General features: G+C 51.6%; 16 protein-coding genes. 6 read left to right on the forward strand and 10 right to left on the reverse strand.

Features of this window, described 5'->3' with window-relative positions; translation table 11 throughout:
- Positions 1-8: 8 nt before the first annotated feature.
- From U740_RS10585 to U740_RS10605, 5 genes are read right to left on the reverse strand one after another with little or no spacing between them, the layout of a single operon-like run.
- Positions 9-953: an ABC transporter substrate binding protein gene (locus U740_RS10585; protein ID WP_036860655.1), complete on the reverse strand. Its 945-nt coding sequence runs from the start codon at positions 951-953 to the stop codon at positions 9-11.
- A 36-nt stretch (positions 954-989) separates the two neighbouring features.
- Entirely contained in the window at positions 990-3,128 is a 2,139-nt protein-coding gene (locus U740_RS10590; RefSeq protein WP_036860656.1) for a TonB-dependent receptor plug domain-containing protein, read from the reverse strand.
- A gap of 3 nt (positions 3,129-3,131) precedes the next feature.
- A complete protein-coding gene (locus U740_RS10595; protein WP_036860657.1) occupies positions 3,132-3,932 on the reverse strand; it encodes a hypothetical protein in 801 nt (266 codons plus the stop codon).
- Positions 3,933-3,934: 2 nt separating this feature from the next.
- Complete coding sequence (locus tag U740_RS10600) at positions 3,935-4,753, reverse strand: citrate synthase (protein WP_036860658.1); 819 nt, start codon at positions 4,751-4,753, stop codon at positions 3,935-3,937.
- A gap of 2 nt (positions 4,754-4,755) precedes the next feature.
- Positions 4,756-6,555, reverse strand: a complete 1,800-nt coding sequence (locus tag U740_RS10605; protein ID WP_051921478.1) for a thiamine pyrophosphate-binding protein — start codon at positions 6,553-6,555, stop codon at positions 4,756-4,758.
- Positions 6,556-6,779: 224 nt separating this feature from the next.
- Between U740_RS10605 and U740_RS10610 the strand changes: the two genes are divergently transcribed.
- Genes U740_RS10610 through U740_RS10630 form a run of 5 tightly spaced genes read left to right on the forward strand, consistent with a single transcriptional unit; the run spans position 6,780 to position 9,885 of the window.
- Positions 6,780-7,520, forward strand: coding sequence for a VC0807 family protein (locus tag U740_RS10610; RefSeq protein WP_051921479.1), 741 nt, complete (start codon positions 6,780-6,782; stop codon positions 7,518-7,520).
- Between the two features lie 4 nt (positions 7,521-7,524).
- The gene (locus tag U740_RS10615; protein WP_036860659.1) at positions 7,525-7,824 is read left to right on the forward strand and encodes a YciI family protein; all 300 of its coding nucleotides are present in this window, start codon (positions 7,525-7,527) and stop codon (positions 7,822-7,824) included.
- Positions 7,821-8,522: a TIGR04211 family SH3 domain-containing protein gene (locus tag U740_RS10620; RefSeq protein WP_152556834.1), complete on the forward strand. Its 702-nt coding sequence runs from the start codon at positions 7,821-7,823 to the stop codon at positions 8,520-8,522. Before U740_RS10615 ends, U740_RS10620 begins: the two co-directional genes overlap by 4 nt.
- A gap of 4 nt (positions 8,523-8,526) precedes the next feature.
- Complete coding sequence (locus U740_RS10625; protein WP_036860660.1) at positions 8,527-9,096, forward strand: peptidylprolyl isomerase; 570 nt, start codon at positions 8,527-8,529, stop codon at positions 9,094-9,096.
- Between the two features lie 3 nt (positions 9,097-9,099).
- Entirely contained in the window at positions 9,100-9,885 is a 786-nt protein-coding gene (locus U740_RS10630) for a pyridoxine 5'-phosphate synthase (protein ID WP_036860661.1), read from the forward strand.
- 17 nt (positions 9,886-9,902) lie between these two features.
- Here the strand turns inward: U740_RS10630 and U740_RS10635 are convergent, their stop codons facing one another.
- The gene (locus tag U740_RS10635; RefSeq protein ID WP_036861992.1) at positions 9,903-10,262 is read right to left on the reverse strand and encodes a TraR/DksA family transcriptional regulator; all 360 of its coding nucleotides are present in this window, start codon (positions 10,260-10,262) and stop codon (positions 9,903-9,905) included.
- A 46-nt stretch (positions 10,263-10,308) separates the two neighbouring features.
- Here U740_RS10635 and U740_RS10640 point away from each other — a divergent pair, with 46 nt between their 5' ends.
- Complete coding sequence (locus tag U740_RS10640) at positions 10,309-11,100, forward strand: TrmH family RNA methyltransferase (protein ID WP_036860662.1); 792 nt, start codon at positions 10,309-10,311, stop codon at positions 11,098-11,100.
- A 5-nt stretch (positions 11,101-11,105) separates the two neighbouring features.
- Here the strand turns inward: U740_RS10640 and U740_RS10645 are convergent, their stop codons facing one another.
- The 4 genes from U740_RS10645 to smc all read right to left on the reverse strand — a co-directional run bounded on the left by U740_RS10645 (position 11,106) and on the right by smc (position 19,020).
- Complete coding sequence (locus U740_RS10645) at positions 11,106-12,275, reverse strand: MFS transporter (protein ID WP_160172072.1); 1,170 nt, start codon at positions 12,273-12,275, stop codon at positions 11,106-11,108.
- 148 nt (positions 12,276-12,423) lie between these two features.
- Entirely contained in the window at positions 12,424-14,457 is a 2,034-nt protein-coding gene (ligA, locus tag U740_RS10650; protein ID WP_036860665.1) for an NAD-dependent DNA ligase LigA, read from the reverse strand.
- Positions 14,457-15,410 carry a cell division protein ZipA gene (zipA, locus tag U740_RS10655; protein ID WP_036860666.1) on the reverse strand — a complete coding sequence of 318 codons (954 nt, stop codon included), beginning with the start codon at positions 15,408-15,410 and terminating at the stop codon, positions 14,457-14,459. The genes ligA and zipA overlap by 1 nt, the downstream gene beginning before the upstream one ends.
- A gap of 109 nt (positions 15,411-15,519) precedes the next feature.
- Positions 15,520-19,020 carry a chromosome segregation protein SMC gene (smc, locus tag U740_RS10660; RefSeq protein WP_036860668.1) on the reverse strand — a complete coding sequence of 1,167 codons (3,501 nt, stop codon included), beginning with the start codon at positions 19,018-19,020 and terminating at the stop codon, positions 15,520-15,522.
- Positions 19,021-19,045 lie beyond the last annotated feature (25 nt).

The following is a 19,045-nucleotide window of genomic DNA, read 5'->3' on the forward strand; positions in this document are numbered from 1 at the left end:
TTCAATAGTTACCTGGCCGGCAACAATAGATTGACTTCGTCCCTGAGCTTGGAAGAAAGAGAGAGCCCCAAGTGATTTCCTGTCCGCTCATTAACTGCCAGCAGTACATCCTGAAGCGGGCTCATCGTCTGATCGACATCGCTGGTGAGCATTCTATTCGCAAGGTTGGCGAGGCTTGCACCCATTTTTCGGTTATCCGGGTAAACGGCAAACAGAGCGCCGTGTTTCACATGCAGTGGATTCGAGGAAAACACCACCAGATTTTTTTTCCATGCCACATCCAACAACATCGATAAAATGGCGCTATTCACAAAAGAGCCATCCTGCAAAATCCAGACAGCATCACCCGCGCTAGCATGCTTCGTTAATTCCGCATAGATAGCAGCGGCCTCTCTAATATCTGCCCCCTGATGAATAATCAACTCTTTCCCCTGACTGGCCAGGAACTCACTGGCTCCACGCAGTTGAATATCTTCTCCCGGGGTTTTTTTTACCACATGAACCCGCTTGACGGCGGGAGACAACATAATCAGTTTCTCCAGAATAACCTTTGAATCGGGAATCATTAAAATTCCCGGAAACGGATATCGTGCATCATTTACAGCCCCCAACACGACGGGCACCTGATTTTTTTCCAATTCCAGGCTCAACACACTTCTCTGGCCCAGAGCCAATATGACATCGGGACGATTAGCTTTAACAATGGGTAAGGCAACCTCATTTTCGTCCAGAGAAACGAGCGTTGTTCGCCCCCGGAATTCCTCTTGTGCGCCGGCTGAAATATCTTCAAAAATTTTTGAAAACGGAGCACGAATCTCCGGATAGAGAACGAGCAGCTCAGCACTGACTGTATGGCTACTCAAACCCGATAAAAATAGCATCAAAAACAGCATAACCGCTGTAAAAAACGAGCGGCTGGCAAATACAGAAGAGTTAAGAAAAAGTTGTTTCATCCTTGGATCCTGTCGAATGACCGACTACAGCATTCCCTAATAGTTATAACGTATTTCAGCCATGATAGTCTGACCCGCCAATGGTAGATCGTCGGGTATAAAAGCACCAAAATCCGAATTTGGGCTGGGTTCACGGGCATCTTCATCAAAGAGATTTTTGACAATCAACGCCACATCTATCCCCCTCCACAGGGACTTGCGACGCAGTGTCATATCGACCAGGGCATAATTATCAATGTCGGAACGGGCATCTCCCCCTGCACGATTTCGATCCATGACCCAGTTCGCCTGCAGGTTCAGATTCCAATGCTCGGAAAACTGCCAATCCATCTGAGCATAAAGTTGCTTTTCCGGCGAGTTTGCAGCGTCTGTATCGAGATTTCTGTCTTTAGATTTCTGCCAGGCAAAATTACCAATCAGTTTGAGTCGCTCTGTTGCGCTCCAGCGTGCCTCAAACTCCATACCGTGTCCGGTTTGCTCACCCGCGTTTTGGGCCGTGCTGGTACTGCCACCGGGATCGGAGACAAACTGAATAATATCGTCCCATTCATAATAAAACGCATTAACGTTGAGTATCAGGTCGTAATTCGGACGATAGTCAAAGGCAATTTCGTAACTTTTCAATTCTTCGGGATCCAGTGTTGGGTTCCCCAGAAGAAGCGGGTTGTTAATTGCCCGTGTTTGAACAAAGGAAGGAGCTCTGAAGGCTTCACCATAAATAAGCTTGGTAGTCAGCTTTCTGGTGGTGGACCAGACCAGTGCAAAACGCGGGTTTACTGTATCACCAAAATCCGAGTAGTGATCATAGCGAACGCCTGCGGTAAGCTCCCAATCGTTTGCAAACTGCCAGATATCCTGCAAAAAGAAGTAGCTGTTTTCGCGCTCATCTTCTTCGAGGAAAACAAAGGGTGTGTCGCTCACATCCACCACCGGGTCCCCAGGCATAATGGGGAAGCCGGTAGACGGATTGATACCAAAGTTTTTTGACTCTTTTACCTTGTAAAGGTCACCGTAGTAATAACCCGTGCCAAAACCAACCTCGTGTTTATCTATTCCCGTATAAAAACTGGATATATTCAGTCTGGAGTGACGCTCATAGACTTCCGGGCTACCAATCACACCGTCCGGAAAGCCACCCGGAAAAATCGGCACCCCAAATTCATCAAAAAACGGCCCGGTTGATCCCGCCGGGTAAAGCACCAGATCGCCCTCCACTTCCTGGGTAGTGTGCAAGTAACTGGCCTGAACCTTTAAAGAGAGATCCTTGATTATCGCTTTATTGTCATAGGTCAGGTCAGTGTTGAATCTTTGGCTAGAAAGCCGGTTATTTTCTGCCAGCGCCTGCGCAGCACCAACGCCATCACCCGCATTATTCCGTGACTGCAGTCCGCCACGAAGCGTCAGATTTTTATAGACCAATTCCAATCGGGCATCATAGTTTTCGCGTTGGGTGTTCACGGAACCCGGTGCCAATGAGGCATTGGTACCGCCAAACATATCCCAGAGGGACTGTGCGTCCGCTTTTATTTTTTCGTTAAAACCGTCGGTTTTTTGCCCCTCCAGGATGCCATAAAATTTCAGATCTCCTATCGAGCCACCTTTACTGACCCAGAAGTCCTTGGTATTAAACGTACCGTACCGGGCTCCGGCCTCAAAATGCTCCTCCCCATTGGCCTCGTGGGTGACAATATTGATGACACCGGCAAAGGCATCTGCGCCATACAGGGCCGACCCCGGTCCTCTGATCACTTCGATTCGGGATATCGACTGAACTGGCATACCACCCCAGACAAGGTTTCTGTCTCCTTGAAACAGGTTGGTAATCGGGATGCCATTAATCAACATTAAAACCTGGGGATTAAGGCCTGCATATATTCCACGAAAGGTATAGATCGGGTTATAACCTGTACTATCTTTCGCCACATGCAACCCGGGTATGGTTTCCAGCACATCATCGATATCGCGTGCGCCGATTTTTTCTATTTCTTCTGCGGTAACAACGGAGGCAACGGCGGGGGCCTTGGCGATTGGCTGGGTCACCCCGGTGGCAATACTGATAAATTCTTCTCCACCATACAGGGACATCAACTCCAGGTCGGAGTCAGCCACTGACTCATCAGCAATAATTGTTAACGAAGCCATTATCAAGAATGGCGCAAATATCATTTTTTTCATTGTCTATTTACCCCAGACCTTCAATTCTTCTGTGCCTTCATAATTGATACGAGATGTTCGCAACGGGAAAAAAGCACCTTCCGGTTTCTTGCTGGCATCGATAAAGCAGGGAATAACCCCCGCCGTAAAAGTAAGCGTAGCCAAATGGTAATGTTGCTCAGGATCTATCCCTTCATCCGCCAATAATCCTGCGACAACACCAGATGCGTTGATGCGATACTTGTATCTTGAGTTTGCCAGATAATCGTCCACATCAAATGCCAGCTTGGTAAATGGCCCCTGGCCAGCACCAAGAGACTGAGCAAAGGTAAGCAGAGGGCCAACGCGTTCATCTTGATCGACAACAGGCCGACCATAGCCATAAACCCCCCGGTGTTTTTTCATTTCAGCGGCAACCAGCTCCGCTAACTTTTCACCAGACTGGAGTTTTTCTGATATACGATATAAAAAGTCCATTCCACCTTTAATAGGTTTTAATCCGTAAATTGTCGCCTCTGAAATAGCCAAAGCGCCCGCCGAGCCTAAAACTCCGGTAGAACGGGCTGTGCCAGCCAGGGCTGCAATACGGTTATTCCATAAACGGGGGTCCGGGAAACTGGTACAAATAACCCACATGCCTTCTATAAGTCTTGCCAGTCTGGGCGAATAACGACCAGTAACACTAAATAAGAGGTACTCTAACCAGCGATAATCGTTCAATTCCGTTAGAACATCTTTACCCCTTAATGTAACTTTTTCTCCCGGAAACCACGCCCCCATGGATGTTTCCCAATTATCTTCGTACTTTTGCAGGTCATCCGGCATGCTCAATCCTCATCGCTCACTTGATCGTAAGGCATAAGTTTCAGGCCATTTCCAAAAAAAGGATATCGACGCCATCCCAGTTTTTCCTGCTCAAGTGCGTGTACTGCAGCGCCGGGCAACCGAAGCAGCATAAAAAGAATTTCTGATTCTTCAGGGGAAAGTGACAAATCATTCATTGCGGCAGCCGCGACACCGGACATTGCCAGGGGCGCGCCCGCAATAGCTTCAAGTTTTTCACGGTGCTGCATCAGCCAGGCAAGGCTATTCCCTTCACTTATTTCAGCAAGATACGCCAGGGTTTGCCTGACAGGTTTAGGGCAGCTAACCCCATTTGGATCAAAACCCGGGGCATGCTCCATCGGTATCCAGACATCAACTCGTTCTTCCTGTGGGGGGGATTTAATGATTGCTTCCCAGGCGGCAAGATCCGTACCGCATGTCTGCCAACAGTTAACCGCCGTATAAACTTCGCGGCCACCACCCAGGTTTCCTGCCCCCACTGAAATTGAGGCAATCAGTGCCGATGCCCGGGTAGACCCTCCCACAGCGGCACACATTGCTGCACGCACACTGTGGTCGCGCAGCCCCGGATTGGCTAAAGCAAGTGCCAGACCTTCCAGAAGCTTTGACGCTCGGGCTGTGGGCGGCTCGTGCTTGAAAAGCAGGTGCAGATAATCAATGTAGCTGGCATTGCGCAACACATCCCCAAACACGTCAAAGCCGGCGCAATAGCAGGCAGCTGCCGCAAATGGATTGTCATCCTCGGGCACTTCACGCCAGATTTTGGTGGTGATCTTTTCCTGTTTATCTTCGTCAATCATAATTATTGTGCAATCAAACTGGTTCGGACGCTGATAGGTGGGACCTCATCTCTATCTATTCTGACATCGAGCAACGTGGGGCCCTGTCGATTACAAATCACGGCGATATCCAGTGACAACAGGTCGTCCGGTGAATTGATGACATGAGACTCAACGCCCATCGCCTTGGCAAATGCAGCAAAATCGGTCTCAGGTATTTCAGTACCAATATTTTCTGCACCGGTAAGCCTCTGTCCATGCTTTACCATACCGTAACCCCCATCATTGAGCACGACAAAAACCACCGGTAACTTTTCCTGTGTGGCAACTGTGATTTCTTGCCCATTCATCAGAACACTGCCGTCACCCGTGATGCATACGACGGGATTACCCGGTCTGGCCAAGGCTGTACCAATAGAACTACCTATCGCCCAACCCATAGAGGCAAATTCCAGTGCTGCACGAAATAGTCCTCCATGGGCATCTCGTTTACCAGCAAGTCGGCGGTCATAGGGGTGAAGGTAATGTGTCGCCCAGGCAAAGCTCGCGCCCGTATCCGCAAGATAGCGCGTATTGGGAGGAAACAGGTTGGATAACTCTCTCATCAACCGTTGAGGTTTGATAGGGGAAGCATTGGAAAGATAGCCCTCTTCATCGTCAATAGTGAAATAGCGCTCATGCTCAACATCTTCAACATGAGTTTTATTGGGTACGCCCGCATCGATTGCATGCAGCTTAACCCTGCAGTCACCTTCATAGCGTGAAACCAGCCGCTCAAAAATTGAAGAAAGGCGGCCACGCACATGCAACTTGGCCATAGGGCTGCGAGTAAAATTAACTTCGGCAGACTCCACATGAATCATACGTTTGGTTAGCAACCATTTTGTATCCCATCCATCTGTTGCCCACTCGCCTAAACTTGCTCCAATTGCGACCACGAGATCAACAGACTTATCCACTAAAACCTCTTTCGCACTACTATGTCCGGCAAAACCAATCACCCCACGAAAAAGGGGGTGGTACGGGCTCACCAACCCTTTGCCGTGCGGAGTAACCAATAATCGCGCACCAACTTCGACAGCCAGGCTCAATATACTGCCAATGGCTTCACTGGCTTCATCACCAACGAGAAATACCGGATTCTTTGCAGAGATAATCTCCTCATAGAGCTTATCGACAGCAAGATCATCTATTAATGACGGACGTTCCAGTAAATCAGAGAGATTATAGGCCGGTGTTTTGGTCTGGGTCACAGCCCGCATAACGTCAAGGGGCACACTGAGATGAACCGGGCCGGAGGGGGATTGGAAGGCTGTCATGACAGCAGTTGCCAACTTGCTTTCAAACTGCTCAACATGAGACACAAGGGTATTGTAGCGGGTACAGTGCTCAAACAGTCCGACTGTATTGATACCTGTACAGGATGATTCCTGAAATGCGCCTCGTCCAAATGTAGACAGTGCAGTCTGAGCTGTAATCACCAACATCGGGATATTGTTTTCATAAGCTGAAGCCACACCTGTAATCAGGTTGGTGGCGCCGGGCCCGGTGGTTGCGCAACATACACCCAACTTGCCGGTATTTCGCGCATAGCCGTCGGCCATAAAGGCAGCGCCGGTTTCATGCCTGGCAATAACCGCACGGGGGCCACCCCGGCGTTCACTTCGTGCTAACGCATTATAGAGAGGCTCGATAGCTCCACCAGGAATACCAAATATATATTCCACCCCCAGTTGTTCCAGGTAGGCTATCAACAGATCCCCAAACTCTGCATCCGCTTGCAGTTGCTGCTTCGGCTTTTCACTTATCCCGAGAGCGCCCATATTTTTTTCCTTTCTAATCAAGGAGATAAAACTTTTTCTTAAATCTATTGCGATGATTTATGCATTATTGCCTTATTTTTATTCAAAATTCAACAAGTTGACTACTTTTTATCTCCCACTTTTCCGGCATCCTCAAGGTATTTGCGGAAGGTCACTTCCGGTCGATAAACCGGTCGCCTTACCTTACAATGGCGGGCCACACACAGACTGTTTACACCCCGCTAATGAACGAGCTGTCCCCAACACCCCAAAACACTAAAGCCAATAACGGCAAAAGTGAAAGTCTGCTTCTGAACCTGCTATTCAACATCATCATTCCCACGTTAATTCTGACCAAACTCAGTGGTGACGACTACCTCGGCACCCGGCTCGCTATTGTGGTGGCGCTGGCGTTCCCCGTCATCTACGGACTAAAGGACTTTGTTGCTGCAAGAAAAATCAATTTCTTCTCCGCACTGGGGGTGGTCAGTGTTTTTTTGACGGGCGGAATCAGTCTTCTTGAACTGGACCCGGCCTATATCGCCATAAAAGAAGCGCTTATTCCCGCCATATTCGGGCTGGCCACCATTGTCTCCCTGAAAACGCCCTACCCTCTGGTAAAAACGTTTCTATACAATGACAAAATACTCCAGACAGATCGTGTAGCCGCTGCGCTGACAGAAAAGGGCAATGGCCTGCATTTCGAGAAGTGTCTATCCAATGCTTCCTGGATGGTAGCCGGGTCCTTCTTCCTTTCATCACTACTGAATTATATGCTGGCCACACTGCTGATCACCGCACAGCCGGGTACAGTTGAATTTAACGATCAACTGGGCAAAATGACGGCGTTGAGTTTTCCGGTCATTGCTCTTCCAGCCATGCTGGTGTTGATGGGAGCACTATTTTATCTCTTCAGAGGGATTACCAAACTGACCGGTTTATCCCTTGAAGATGTTATCCACCACCACGACAAAAAAGGGAAGTGAGGCCATGTGGTATGCCATTATCAGCCAGGATATAAAAAACAGCCTGGAACTGCGGCTGGCTTCCAGACCTGCTCATCTGGCGAGGCTGGAAGACCTGAAAACGGAAGGCAGATTACTGCTTGCAGGGCCTCATCCTGCTGTAGACGGCGAAAACCCCGGCGAAGCAGGCTTTTCCGGCAGCCTGATCGTGGCAGAATTTGAATCACTGGAAGCTGCAAAAAAATGGGCCGACACCGATCCTTATAACAGTGCTGGAGTCTATGCCAGCGTTATGGTCAAACCATTTAAAAAGGTACTGCCTTGAACTCATCACAGCCGTTAGAGACAGTTATGCTCAAAATCATGCGACTACTTTCAATAGCAGTATTAGTGCTGCTCGCAAGCCCGGTCAATGCGGAGACAATTTATGTCTCCGACGAATATACAGTTCCATTGCGCTCCTCACCGTGCGCAAGGTGTGCCATCCTGCACCGTGGCATTAAAAGCGGCACCGGCATGACACTGGTGGAAACCAACGGTGAGGGCTGGACACATGTCACTACGGCAAGTGGACTTGATGGCTGGATGCCATCCCAATATCTACAGAAAGAACCTGTTGCACGTGACCTGGTCGAACGTATGAAAAGCCAGCTGGCCTCCGCTGAGAAAAAAGTTCAGCAACTGACAGAAAAGCTAGCACAGCTCGAGGAAGAGAACGCCCAATCGCTGTCCGAGCTTAATCACCTGAAAGAGGCGAATGACGAAGTCAGCAGCGAACTATCGTCTATCAAGAAAATGTCTGCCAATGCCATTTCAATGAATGCACAGAATCAGGAACTGCTGGAGCGCAACGGGATATTGCAAAATGAAATCGATGTATTGAAAGCCGCCAATCATCAACTGGAGAGTAGCGAAAGAAACACCTGGTTCCTCTATGGCGCCCTCGCAGTGCTAATGGGATCAATGCTAACCGTCATCCTGCCCAGGTTAAAAAGGCGCAAACGATTCTCGGAGTGGGGATAAACCTATGAAACACCTCATCGCAGCAGCGATATTACTGTTAAGCACAATGGTCTCATTTGCAGCTTCCAATGAACCCGTACAGGTCCTGTTAAAAACCAGCATGGGCGATATTCAGCTGGCACTGGACCCGCAAAAATCACCAACGACCGTCGCCAACTTCATCCAGCTCCTGAAAAACAAACATTATGACGGCCTGATTTTTCATCGGGTCATACAGGGCTTTATGATTCAGGCTGGCGGCTTCAATGAGTACATGAGCCCCAGGGAACCCAACAGCAAACCGATCAAAAATGAGTCCTATAATGGACTCAAAAATCACAGGGGCACGGTAGCCATGGCGAGAACATCCGACCCCAATAGTGCCAGGGCCCAGTTTTTTATCAACCTTGACGACAATTGGAATCTGGATAAAACCCCGCAGAATCCGGGTTATGCGGTATTTGGAAAAGTGACCAAAGGCATGGAGGTGGTAGACAAAATTGCCCGTGTCCCGGTCGGCAAATCAGGCCCCCACGATGATGTCCCAAGGCAACCAGTGCGGATTATTGAAGCAGCCCTGCTGGATACCCAATAAAACATGGGTATCGCTCTCAGCGTCAACCTCAATAAAATTGCCCTGATTCGCAACTCCCGTGAAGGGAACTACCCGGATCTGATTGAACATGCCAGGGCCTGTGTCAACCATGGCGCGAACGGCATTACGGTGCACCCCAGACCGGACCAGCGCCATGTCCGACCCGGAGATGTATTGCAACTGGCCGAGCTGCTCAAGCCATTACCTGAAATTGAATTCAATGTTGAGGGCAACCCGTTTGCAGCCCAGAGGGGCGACTACCCGGGCCTAACTTCACTGGCAGAAGCAACGCTACCCGACCAGTGCACACTGGTGCCGGATACGGATCACCAGCTCACCTCTGATCACGGTTTTGACTTGACTCAAACAGCTGACAAACTCTTACCGGTGATCGAAAAACTGAAGTCCCTTAAAATCCGGGTCAGCCTGTTTATGGACCCCATTCCTGAACAGATTGAGCTCGCAAAACAACTCGGTGCGGACCGTATCGAACTGTATACCGGCCCCTATGCCGCAGCCTGGAACAGCAGTGATCCGAAAACACTGGAAAACCTGTATCAACAGCACAGGCAAGCGGCGTTACTGGCCTCGGAACTCGGCCTGGGCGTTAATGCCGGACACGATCTCAACCTGGACAACCTGCCCAGGTTCTCGACCATTCCCGGCCTGAAAGAAGTCTCAATCGGTCACGCGTTGATTGTGGATGCGATTACTCTAGGGTTGGCAGAAGCCGTCAAAGCCTACAAAGCCATTCTTGAGGCGACAACAAGGATCCAGAAGACCAGGTAATAACCCCTTACATCCTTTCAGGCTCCCCCGGTTTCACTAAGCTGCTGACAACCAATACAAAGAACCGATTCAGGTTTTATCTCAAGCCGTCGGGTATCAATCAGCTCGCCGCATTGTTCACACCAACCGTATTCCCCGTCATCCAGTGACTGCAAGGCTTGCTCTACCGCCACCAAGCGCTTGCGATAAGCAGCTCTGCTGGCATGGGACATTTGCTGCTGTTGCAGTGCATCCATTCTAGATAACCTGCCGACCATGGTTTGGTCGAGGGCCACGGTTCGACTCGCTTCTGTGGATATATTCAGCAACTCCCGAAGTTCGAGCCTCGAATGCTCCAACATATCCCTGAAATGATCCAACTGTTTATCGGTTAACATCTGCATAGGCTTATAATAAGGGTTTATCGATTCCCGGTTGCACACAATGACACAGCATTATAATGCGCCCGCCCAAAGGGGCGAGTATCTCGAGCGGAAGCGTTTCTTTGACAAAATGCTCACCATCTATGGGCGCAAGCCGGTGCTCGAAGCACTCGAAGACCATAATCTTCCCTGTTACCGGCTCCACCTTGCCGAGTCCAATCAGACGGGAGGTATTATTGCCCAAATCATAAAACTGGCCGAAGCCCGGGGCGTGGAGATAAAATTCCACAGCCGTCAGGCCCTGTCGCGTATTTCTCGCAACGGCAAGCAGGATCAGGGCGTGGCAGCAGATCTGGCTTGTCCCAATCACCTCTTGCTGGAAGACTTTCTCGCCAAGCCACCAGCGAACAACTACAGCCTGATTGCGCTGGACGGCATCACCAACCCACAAAATCTCGGCATGATTATCCGCTCGGTTACCGCCAGCCCCTGCCACGGTCTACTGTTACCCGCCCAGGGTATTGCTGCCATTTCTCCGCTGGTCATAAAGGCCAGTGCGGGAACGCTGTTCAAAAGCAGGCTGATTCACTGCGACAACCTGGCAGAGGCGCTTGAGGCACTAAAGCAACAGGGCATCACCTGCTGCGCCCTGTCCTCTCACGGAGAAAAAACACTCACCGATTTCCGTCCGCAAACACCGGTCGTTTATGTGTTGGGTAATGAAACAGAAGGGGTTTCCAAAACCGTTAATGACTGCTGTACAGCCCACCTTCGGATTCCCATGCACAATGGCGTGGAATCATTGAATGTGGCAGTCACTGCAGCCCTGCTGGCTTTTCGGGAATCCTGTTGAGCCGATCAACCTTCCCGGGAGTCATTAGGAAATGGTTGCCATAGATCGCTGAATTTAATGGCAACTAACGCCGTTACTACGGTCAATGCGCCCAGTGTACCAATGGCCGTCAGCACCCCCACGGAAGCAATGGCATGACCGCTGAGCCACGCACCAACTGTCGCAGCACCAAACAGTGATAACTGGTATACAGAGACCACTCTTGCACGATACTTCTGGGGTGACTCCTCATGGGTTAGGGAGCGACCCAGCATCATTGCAACCCCCGAGGCGCTCCCCCACAACAGCACCAAAAAAAATAATAGCCAGACCGGAGGGTGAAGGGCAATGATGATCAGAAACAGGCCACGTACCAGCAGACTGGCTAACAATACCCTGCCGGGCTGCCTGAACCGTCCCACCAGTCGAATAATAATCACATTGGAAATGATTATACCCAACATAAAGGTGAACTGGATGGAAGCAAAAAAGGACGCCCCCTGCTGGTAAACCTCACGGGTCAGGAGGGGCATGGCAACAAGATAGAGCCCAAAACCGAGAAAACCGGTTGCCGCAACCACCATCATCAACTGAAATAACCGCCGGTGATGCCACACCAGTTTCAAGCCGGACATCATGTCCACCCAGGTAGAACCGCGGCGACCCATACTGCTCTCTGGCAAATAACCGAGGCTGTTTCGCAGCAACCAACCCGAAGTAGCCAACATGACCAGTTGAAGACCGATCAATGGCAACAGGCCGATGCGATCCATATAACCGGCCAGGAAAATACCGGCACTTTGGGCAGTAAACTGCACAAAAGAAGCCCTGGCAACAGCCTGTTGCAGCTGACTGTCCACAACACGCGACAAGAGACTTTCTCTGGCGGGCTGCACAAATGCGGTAATAGTGCCAAAACAGAACCCGTAAAGCAGCATTACACTGAAGGATAGTTGTCCTGACCACAGTGCTCCCATGAGCAACAGGCAAGGCAGGTTATAGAGTAGATAAAGCCGAAACAGGTGCTGCCCGGGATGGCGATTATCCGACATGACACCGCCCCACAATACAAATAACAGCTGTGGCAACATCAGGGCCATCTGCGCAATACCAACACGCTCGGGAGATTCATTCAGGACACCGACCAACAGCCAGGGAAACAGCACGATTTGCAAACCGTGCGCAAAGGAACTCACACCCATACCCTGCAGGTAAAAACGAAAGCTGCCGGTCGGGCTGTCCGTTAAGGCGTTAGGGTTATCATTCATTTGCGCTAAAAATAGTCAGAAAAGCATCTTTAAAGGCTCGAAAACAGCCACTCAGGAAAGAAACTGTAATATTTTGTCAAAGCAGTCCGTGCGTCTTGAAAAGGGCCAACAGCTGATCTTCATCCATGATTGGAACCCCCAGCTCTCTGGCTTTTGCCAGCTTGCTACCGGCACCGGGCCCTGCTACCACACAAGCAGAACCAGATGACACACTGCCCGCCACACGCGCTCCCAATTGCTGCAATTTCTCTTTTGCCTCTGATCTTCCCATGGAGGTCAGCGTGCCGGTGAGCACCCAGGTTTCACCAGCCAGCGGCAGCGATGATTTATCAGGTGCTACCATATCCGGCCAGTGCACACCCGCTCCTCGCAGTTCTTCCACAATCTGCCGATTCTCCGGCTGCTGAAAAAAAGTGCTCACAAAATGCGCCACAACTGGCCCCACATCAGGCACCTCCTTAAGCTGTTCCTCATCCGCTGACTGTAGAGCCTCAAGGTTGCCAAAATACTCTGCGAGACTGCGCGCTGTGGCCTCACCCACCTCGCGAATCCCCAGTGAAAAAATAAAGCGTGGCAGCGACGTCTGCTTTGAGGCGGCCACTGCGGCCAGCAAGTTGGCAGCAGACTTGTCCGCCATCCGCTCCAGGCCCGCCAGTTGATCGACTGTCAGTCGGTAAAGATCAGCCACCGAGCTGACCAGTCCCTTATCCACCAGTTGCTCAACCAGCTTGTCGCCGAGGCCATCAATATCCATCGCCTTGCGAGAGGCATAATGCTTGATCGCCTGTTTGCGCTGAGCCGGACAAATCAGTCCGCCTGAACAACGGGCTACCGCTTCGCCCTTGACCCGTTCCACCGGTGACCCACAAACCGGGCAATGATCCGGAAATTCCACGTCTCTGGCGTCGGATGGCCGTTCTTCGAGGATGACTTTTACCACCTGGGGGATGACATCCCCGGCACGGCGCACAATCACCCTGTCGCCGAGCTTGACACCCAAGCGGTTCACTTCATCCTGGTTGTGCAGGGTCGCATTACTCACCGTAACACCGCCTACAAATACCGGCTCCAGCCGGGCGACAGGAGTGACTGCACCCGTTCGCCCCACCTGAAACTCAACGCCCAGCAACCGCGTCATCTCCTCCTGAGCGGGAAATTTACGAGCAATCGCCCAACGGGGAGCCCTGGCTACAAAGCCCAGTCGCCGCTGGGTCCCCAGGTCATCAACCTTGTAAACAATCCCGTCAATGTCGTATGGCAGCTGCTGTCGAACAGAGATCATTTTCTGGTAGTAATCAACACAGCCTTGGATGCCCTCCGCCAATTCAATATGGGGGTTAATCAGAAAGCCGAGTCTTTTCAACAGATGGAGCGTGTCCATATGCGTACTCGGCCACTGGAGTCCCTCCATACGACCCAGACTGTAGGCCATCATTTCCAGCGGTCGCGACGCGGTGATTCTAGAATCCAGTTGCCGAAGACTCCCCGCTGCTGCATTCCGGGGGTTGACGAACAGTTTCTGGTCAGTGGATCTGGCCCTGGCATTCAGTTGCTCAAAACCGGACCGGGGCATATAAATTTCACCCCTTACCTCCAGAACCGCCGGTAAGTTCTCACCTTGCAACCTGAGGGGAACAGAATTAATCGTGCGAACATTCGTTGTAATGTTTTCGCCGGTGGCACCATCGCCCCGCGTGGCAGCGCGCACCAAAAAACCGTGTTCATAGAGCAGGCTGACCGCCACCCCATCCAGTTTCGGCTCGCACACATAAATCAGCGAATCTTTGCTCTTAAGGCGATCCTGCAAGCGGCGATTAAAATCCACCAGCTCCTCGTCACTGAAGGCGTTATCCAGCGACAACATAGGTACTTCGTGGGTAACCGGCTCAAAGCTGCTGAGCGGTTCGCCACCTACGCGCTGGGTGGGCGAGTCCGGAGTCTTCAGCTCGGGGAACTCCATCTCCAGCCTGTTGAGCCGCTGCATCAAACGGTCGTATTCAATGTCCGGAACTGAGGGCTCATCCAGCACATAATAACGGTAGTTATGGTCATTCAGCTGCCTGCGCAGCGCAGCCGCTTCCTCCCGAACGGCAGAGTCCGGTGAGGCCATTATTCAATTCCGGATAACTGGGTGCGGCTATAATCTGCTATGCGTTGCCGATAGTGCTCTTCTGTCTGCCGGGTGAGGACACTGCGACTTTCATCTTTCAATGTGCCGCCGAGATCAGTGGCCATCTGTCTGGCAGCACCCAACAACAGCTCAAAAGCGGCGGCGGGATCATCGACATCCTCCATGGCAAAGAAAAAGCTGACACCCGGTGTGGTAAATTGCGCCATGTCATTCAGGTCAAAGGTACCGGGATTAACGGAATTGGCCACGTTGTAAAGTACCGGCCCCGAGCCATCGTCACCAACATGGCGATGAAAGATCTTCATCGAGCCATATCGCAGTCCCTCCGCAAGCAATGCATCCAGCAATGCCTGCCCCGCAAACACCTTGTCCTCACCCGCCATCAGATGCATCACCACAACACTGACGACAGAAGCAGGTTTCCGAGTGGCGCGCTCTGAACTCGGTGCCTTTTTCTCAACGGCATCTCTGCCAGAAGCTTCCTTCTCAACAACCTTTTTCTCAACAACGTCTTTCTCGGTGGTTTCGTTCTCAGGAACCTCCCCGGTGGGAACGGAAACAGTCTCAACCGGTTCCGCATGGACAGGTCTGGACGGAGGGAGTGGATCCTCGTGAAAAAGACTGGATTGTTCCGGTTTCTTGAAGGGTACCGTCAATTTAGGTTTATTGGCCTCGGCACGCTGCCTGACAGCCCGGCTCATCTCCTCAACATCAGATTCATTCCGATAGCCGACAACCCGTGCGCCACCGCCGGGCAACTCGCTACCGTATTCATCCCGCCCGACATCGCTATCAAAAATGGGTTGTTTTCGTTTTGACATATGAATTCTGTCGTAACGGGCATTACGCACACGCCGGATCACATCGAGGACAATCGCCAGTACAACCAGCGCGCCCAATGCAAGCATCATTTCGCGAGCACCAAATTCCATCGTCTTTTTTATCCTGTCAAAATTTCGCTTTGCGAATTTAATAACACTATGGCAACAGCAATAGTCGTCTGGCCAACCCGGGTAATTTACCGAGGCCTGTTAACAGGCTCTAGGCTTCCGCCAACTCCACGGCCTGATTAACATCCACACTGACCAGGCGTGACACCCCCGGTTCGTGCATGGTAACCCCCATCAACTGATTGGCCATTTCCATGGCAATCTTGTTATGGGAAATGTAAATAAATTGCACTCTGGCAGACATTTCTTCCACCATTCTGGCATAGCGCCCAACATTCGCATCATCCAGCGGTGCATCCACCTCATCAAGCATACAAAAAGGTGCAGGGTTCAACTCAAAAATTGAAAACACCAGCGCAATAGCTGTCATGGCTTTTTCGCCACCCGACAGCAGGTGAATGGTGGTATTTTTCTTACCGGGTGGTCGCGCCATAATCGTAACGCCAGTATCCAGCAGATCATCCCCCGTCAATTCCAGATAGGCGTGACCGCCACCAAATAATTTAGGGAACAGCTCCTGCAAGGAACTGTTGATCAGATCAAAGGTTTCCCTGAAACGAGTACGAGTTTCCCTGTCAATTTTTCGAATCGCATCCTCAAGTGTCTGTAGCGCTTCCTCAAGCTCGGCGTTTTGGGCATCCAGGTACGTTTTTCTTTCCGACTCCTGCTTGAACTCATCAACCGCTGCGAGATTGATCGGACCCAGCCGTTGAATGCGGTTGGCCAGCCGTTCCAGCTCCTCCTCCCACTGGGAGAGATCCGCATCTTCCGGCAGTGCCGCCAACAGACTATCCAGATCAAAACGGTGCTCACTGATTTGCTCCGCAATCGTTTTACTGCGAGTAGCCAGATCCTGGGCAGAAAGGCGATGCTGTTCCAGCTCCACCCGTTCTGTCTGTATCTGCTGCTCCAGTTGGCTACGCCGTTTTTCGGTTTCGCGCATCTGCTCTTCAATCGTTTCCAGTGTCTGTCTCGCAGTAGTGAGCTCTCTCTCCACTGTCAGACGCCGTTCCAGTTGTGCAGCCAGGTCTTCCTGAAGTTGCAGTGTCGGATCTTCATGTTGATTGAATACCGCATGCAACTGCTCGCGGCGCTCCTGAAGTCGGGCCACCTGTACCTGCAAACGTTCAATCCCTTCCAGAACAGCATGCAACTGTGTGCTGACCGACTTTTCCCGCATGGCCAGTTCATGACAGTGGTCGCGGTCGTACCTGGCAGCCTGTCGCGCCCGATCGAGCTCAGCACGAAAACTGTCCCGTTGCTGGAGCAATTGCTCACGCTGGAAGGTATCCCGCTCCATCATTTCAATGGCAACTGACAGGGATTGTCGAGCAGTTTTGAGATTTTCCTGCTCCAACTGCTGCTGCTGCAATGCTTCATTGAGCTCATTTTCGGCACGGGTACGACGGGCAGCAAACTGCTCCACCTGCATCTGGTTGGCAGCCAATACGGAGCGAAGCTCCGCGTAGTGGCGCTGCTGCTCAGCCATATCGCGGCTAATGTCCTCACGACTGACTTCAAGCTCCCGCAATGCCTGCGCTATGGTAGTTTTCTCAACAGACAGTGCATCAATGATCGATTGACACTCAGACAGCTCACGGGTCAGTGACTCGAGTGCCTGTTGTCGTTTTAAAACACCGGCACGGGCGTCCTGATCGCGCGCTACCCTAAGCCAGTTGACGCCGAGCCATAATCCATCACGCGTGATGACAGATTGTGCTGATGACAAATGCTTGCGCATCGATAATGCAGCAGAGAGGTCTTCAGCGACCAGCACACCGGTTAATAATGATCCAGCCCACTGACCCGTAACTTTACTGGCCAGAGAACTCGCTAATGCCGGTTTAATTACCTCAGTTTCGGCCCGATCCAGCAAAACCAGGTGACCCTTGCCAAAACTGTCAAGCTGATGACTCATCGAGGTGAAATCATCGACACAAACCGCTTGCAGGTAATTACCCAGCACTGTTTCCACAGCCGTCTCCCAACCCGGCTCCACCTGTAAGGTTTCTGCCAGTTTCGGGTGTCCAGTCAGTTCCTGGTTCTCGATCCACTGCTGCTGATCGCCTTCGCCACCTAATGCAGCCTGTTGCAGCGCCTCCAGCGATGACTGCCTGCCAAGCATGGACTGTAGTTGTCCCCGCTGCTGATCGAGTTCAGCACCGATTTCAAGGCTTTTCTGGCGGGTATTTTCAACTTCAAGGTTCAGGCTATCAAGGCGAGCCTGCTGATCCCCGAGGGCCAGCTCAACCTCTGCCAGCTGCGCCTGCACCAAGGCAATTTCTTCCTGTACAGGACTGTCGCTGAGGCCCTGATATTCCTGTTGCACGGTCTCTATCCGCTCGGCCAGTCGCCGCAATACCTGTTCCAGGTGTTGAATCCGGGACTGCTCTACTTCCGCCTGTTGACGGGGCTCGCCGGACTTGAGATTGAATTCGTCCCACTGGGATTGCCAGGTCTGCATGGTTTCCTCAGCCTGAGATAACACACTCTGAGAAAGCTTCTCGGCGGCATTCGCCTTTTCCAGCTGAGGCGCGATTTCCAGCAATTCACCCTGCCATCTTTCAGCCTTCTCGCGATCGACACGCAGATGCTCTTCGGATTCAGCAAAATTACGGTCTGTTTGCATCAGGTCCTGTTGCAGTTCGCGGGCGCGATCCTGCACGTGCTGAATGGCCTGCTCGATTCTTGCCACCTCAGCGCCAATGCTGTAATAGCGCCCCTGCACTTCGTTAAACCTGTCGCCCGACTCCGTGTACTCGCTACGGTGACGCTCCACTGCTGTATCGCAAGCACTGCGTTCTGTAACCAGTGCCTCAACTTTTAACTCAAAACCGGAAATGACCTGACGGCGATCGACAATCTGTTCCTCCAGCAATCGCCAGCGAAGTGCCTGCAGCTCTGCCTTGATTCGGCGCTCCTCCTTTTTGAATTCGGTGTACTTCTCAGCGGCCTGGGCCTGACGCTCCAGTCGGCCCAGTTGCCGGCCCAGCTCTTCGCGAATATCGGTGAGGCGTTCCAGGTTTTCCTGTGTGCGACGGATGCGGTTTTCTGTATCCCGCCGGCGCTCCTTGTACTTTGAAATCCCCGCAGCTTCTTCGATATAGACACGCAACTCATCGGGGCGCGCTTCAATCAAGTTGGAAATCATGCCCTGCTCAATGATGGCATAGCTGCGCGGGCCCAGGCCGGTACCGAGAAAGATGTCGGTGATATCGCGTCGACGACATTTGCTGCCGTTCAGATAATATTGGGACTGCCCCTCCCGGGTGACTTTGCGCTTGATGGAAATTTCACTCCAGCTGGCATACTCACCACCCAGGGTGCTATCGGAGTTGTCAAAAACCAGCTCAATCGAAGCCTGGCCCACAGGCTTTCGCCCACCGGAACCGTTAAAAATAACATCGGTCATGGACTCGCCGCGCAAATGTTTGGCAGAACTTTCACCCATGACCCAACGCACTGCATCAATGATATTGGATTTGCCGCAGCCATTCGGGCCAACAACGGCACAGAGATTGCTCGGAAAAGACACAGTGGTCGGGTCAACAAACGACTTGAAGCCTGCCAGTTTGATACATTTGAGGCGCATGATGTCTCTTTTTAATGGCATTCCT

Origin of the sequence: Porticoccus hydrocarbonoclasticus MCTG13d, assembly GCF_000744735.1 — a bacterium.
Taxonomy (GTDB): Bacteria; Pseudomonadota; Gammaproteobacteria; order Pseudomonadales; family Porticoccaceae; genus Porticoccus; species Porticoccus hydrocarbonoclasticus.

Bases quoted from the DNA above. Each gene is read 5' to 3' on its own strand.
- U740_RS10585 (WP_036860655.1), bottom strand. From the start codon at position 953: ATGAAACAACTTTTTCTTAACTCTTCTGTATTTGCCAGCCGCTCGTTT.
- U740_RS10625 (WP_036860660.1), top strand. From the start codon at position 8,527: ATGAAACACCTCATCGCAGCAGCGATATTACTGTTAAGCACAATGGTC.
- U740_RS10640 (WP_036860662.1), top strand. From the start codon at position 10,309: ATGACACAGCATTATAATGCGCCCGCCCAAAGGGGCGAGTATCTCGAG.
- U740_RS10610 (WP_051921479.1), top strand. From the start codon at position 6,780: ATGAACGAGCTGTCCCCAACACCCCAAAACACTAAAGCCAATAACGGC.
- smc (WP_036860668.1), bottom strand. From the start codon at position 19,020: ATGCGCCTCAAATGTATCAAACTGGCAGGCTTCAAGTCGTTTGTTGAC.
- U740_RS10590 (WP_036860656.1), bottom strand. From the start codon at position 3,128: ATGAAAAAAATGATATTTGCGCCATTCTTGATAATGGCTTCGTTAACA.
- U740_RS10605 (WP_051921478.1), bottom strand. From the start codon at position 6,555: ATGGGCGCTCTCGGGATAAGTGAAAAGCCGAAGCAGCAACTGCAAGCG.
- U740_RS10595 (WP_036860657.1), bottom strand. From the start codon at position 3,932: ATGCCGGATGACCTGCAAAAGTACGAAGATAATTGGGAAACATCCATG.
- ligA (WP_036860665.1), bottom strand. From the start codon at position 14,457: ATGGCCTCACCGGACTCTGCCGTTCGGGAGGAAGCGGCTGCGCTGCGC.
- U740_RS10615 (WP_036860659.1), top strand. From the start codon at position 7,525: ATGTGGTATGCCATTATCAGCCAGGATATAAAAAACAGCCTGGAACTG.
- U740_RS10630 (WP_036860661.1), top strand. From the start codon at position 9,100: ATGGGTATCGCTCTCAGCGTCAACCTCAATAAAATTGCCCTGATTCGC.
- U740_RS10635 (WP_036861992.1), bottom strand. From the start codon at position 10,262: ATGTTAACCGATAAACAGTTGGATCATTTCAGGGATATGTTGGAGCAT.
- U740_RS10600 (WP_036860658.1), bottom strand. From the start codon at position 4,753: ATGATTGACGAAGATAAACAGGAAAAGATCACCACCAAAATCTGGCGT.
- zipA (WP_036860666.1), bottom strand. From the start codon at position 15,410: ATGGAATTTGGTGCTCGCGAAATGATGCTTGCATTGGGCGCGCTGGTT.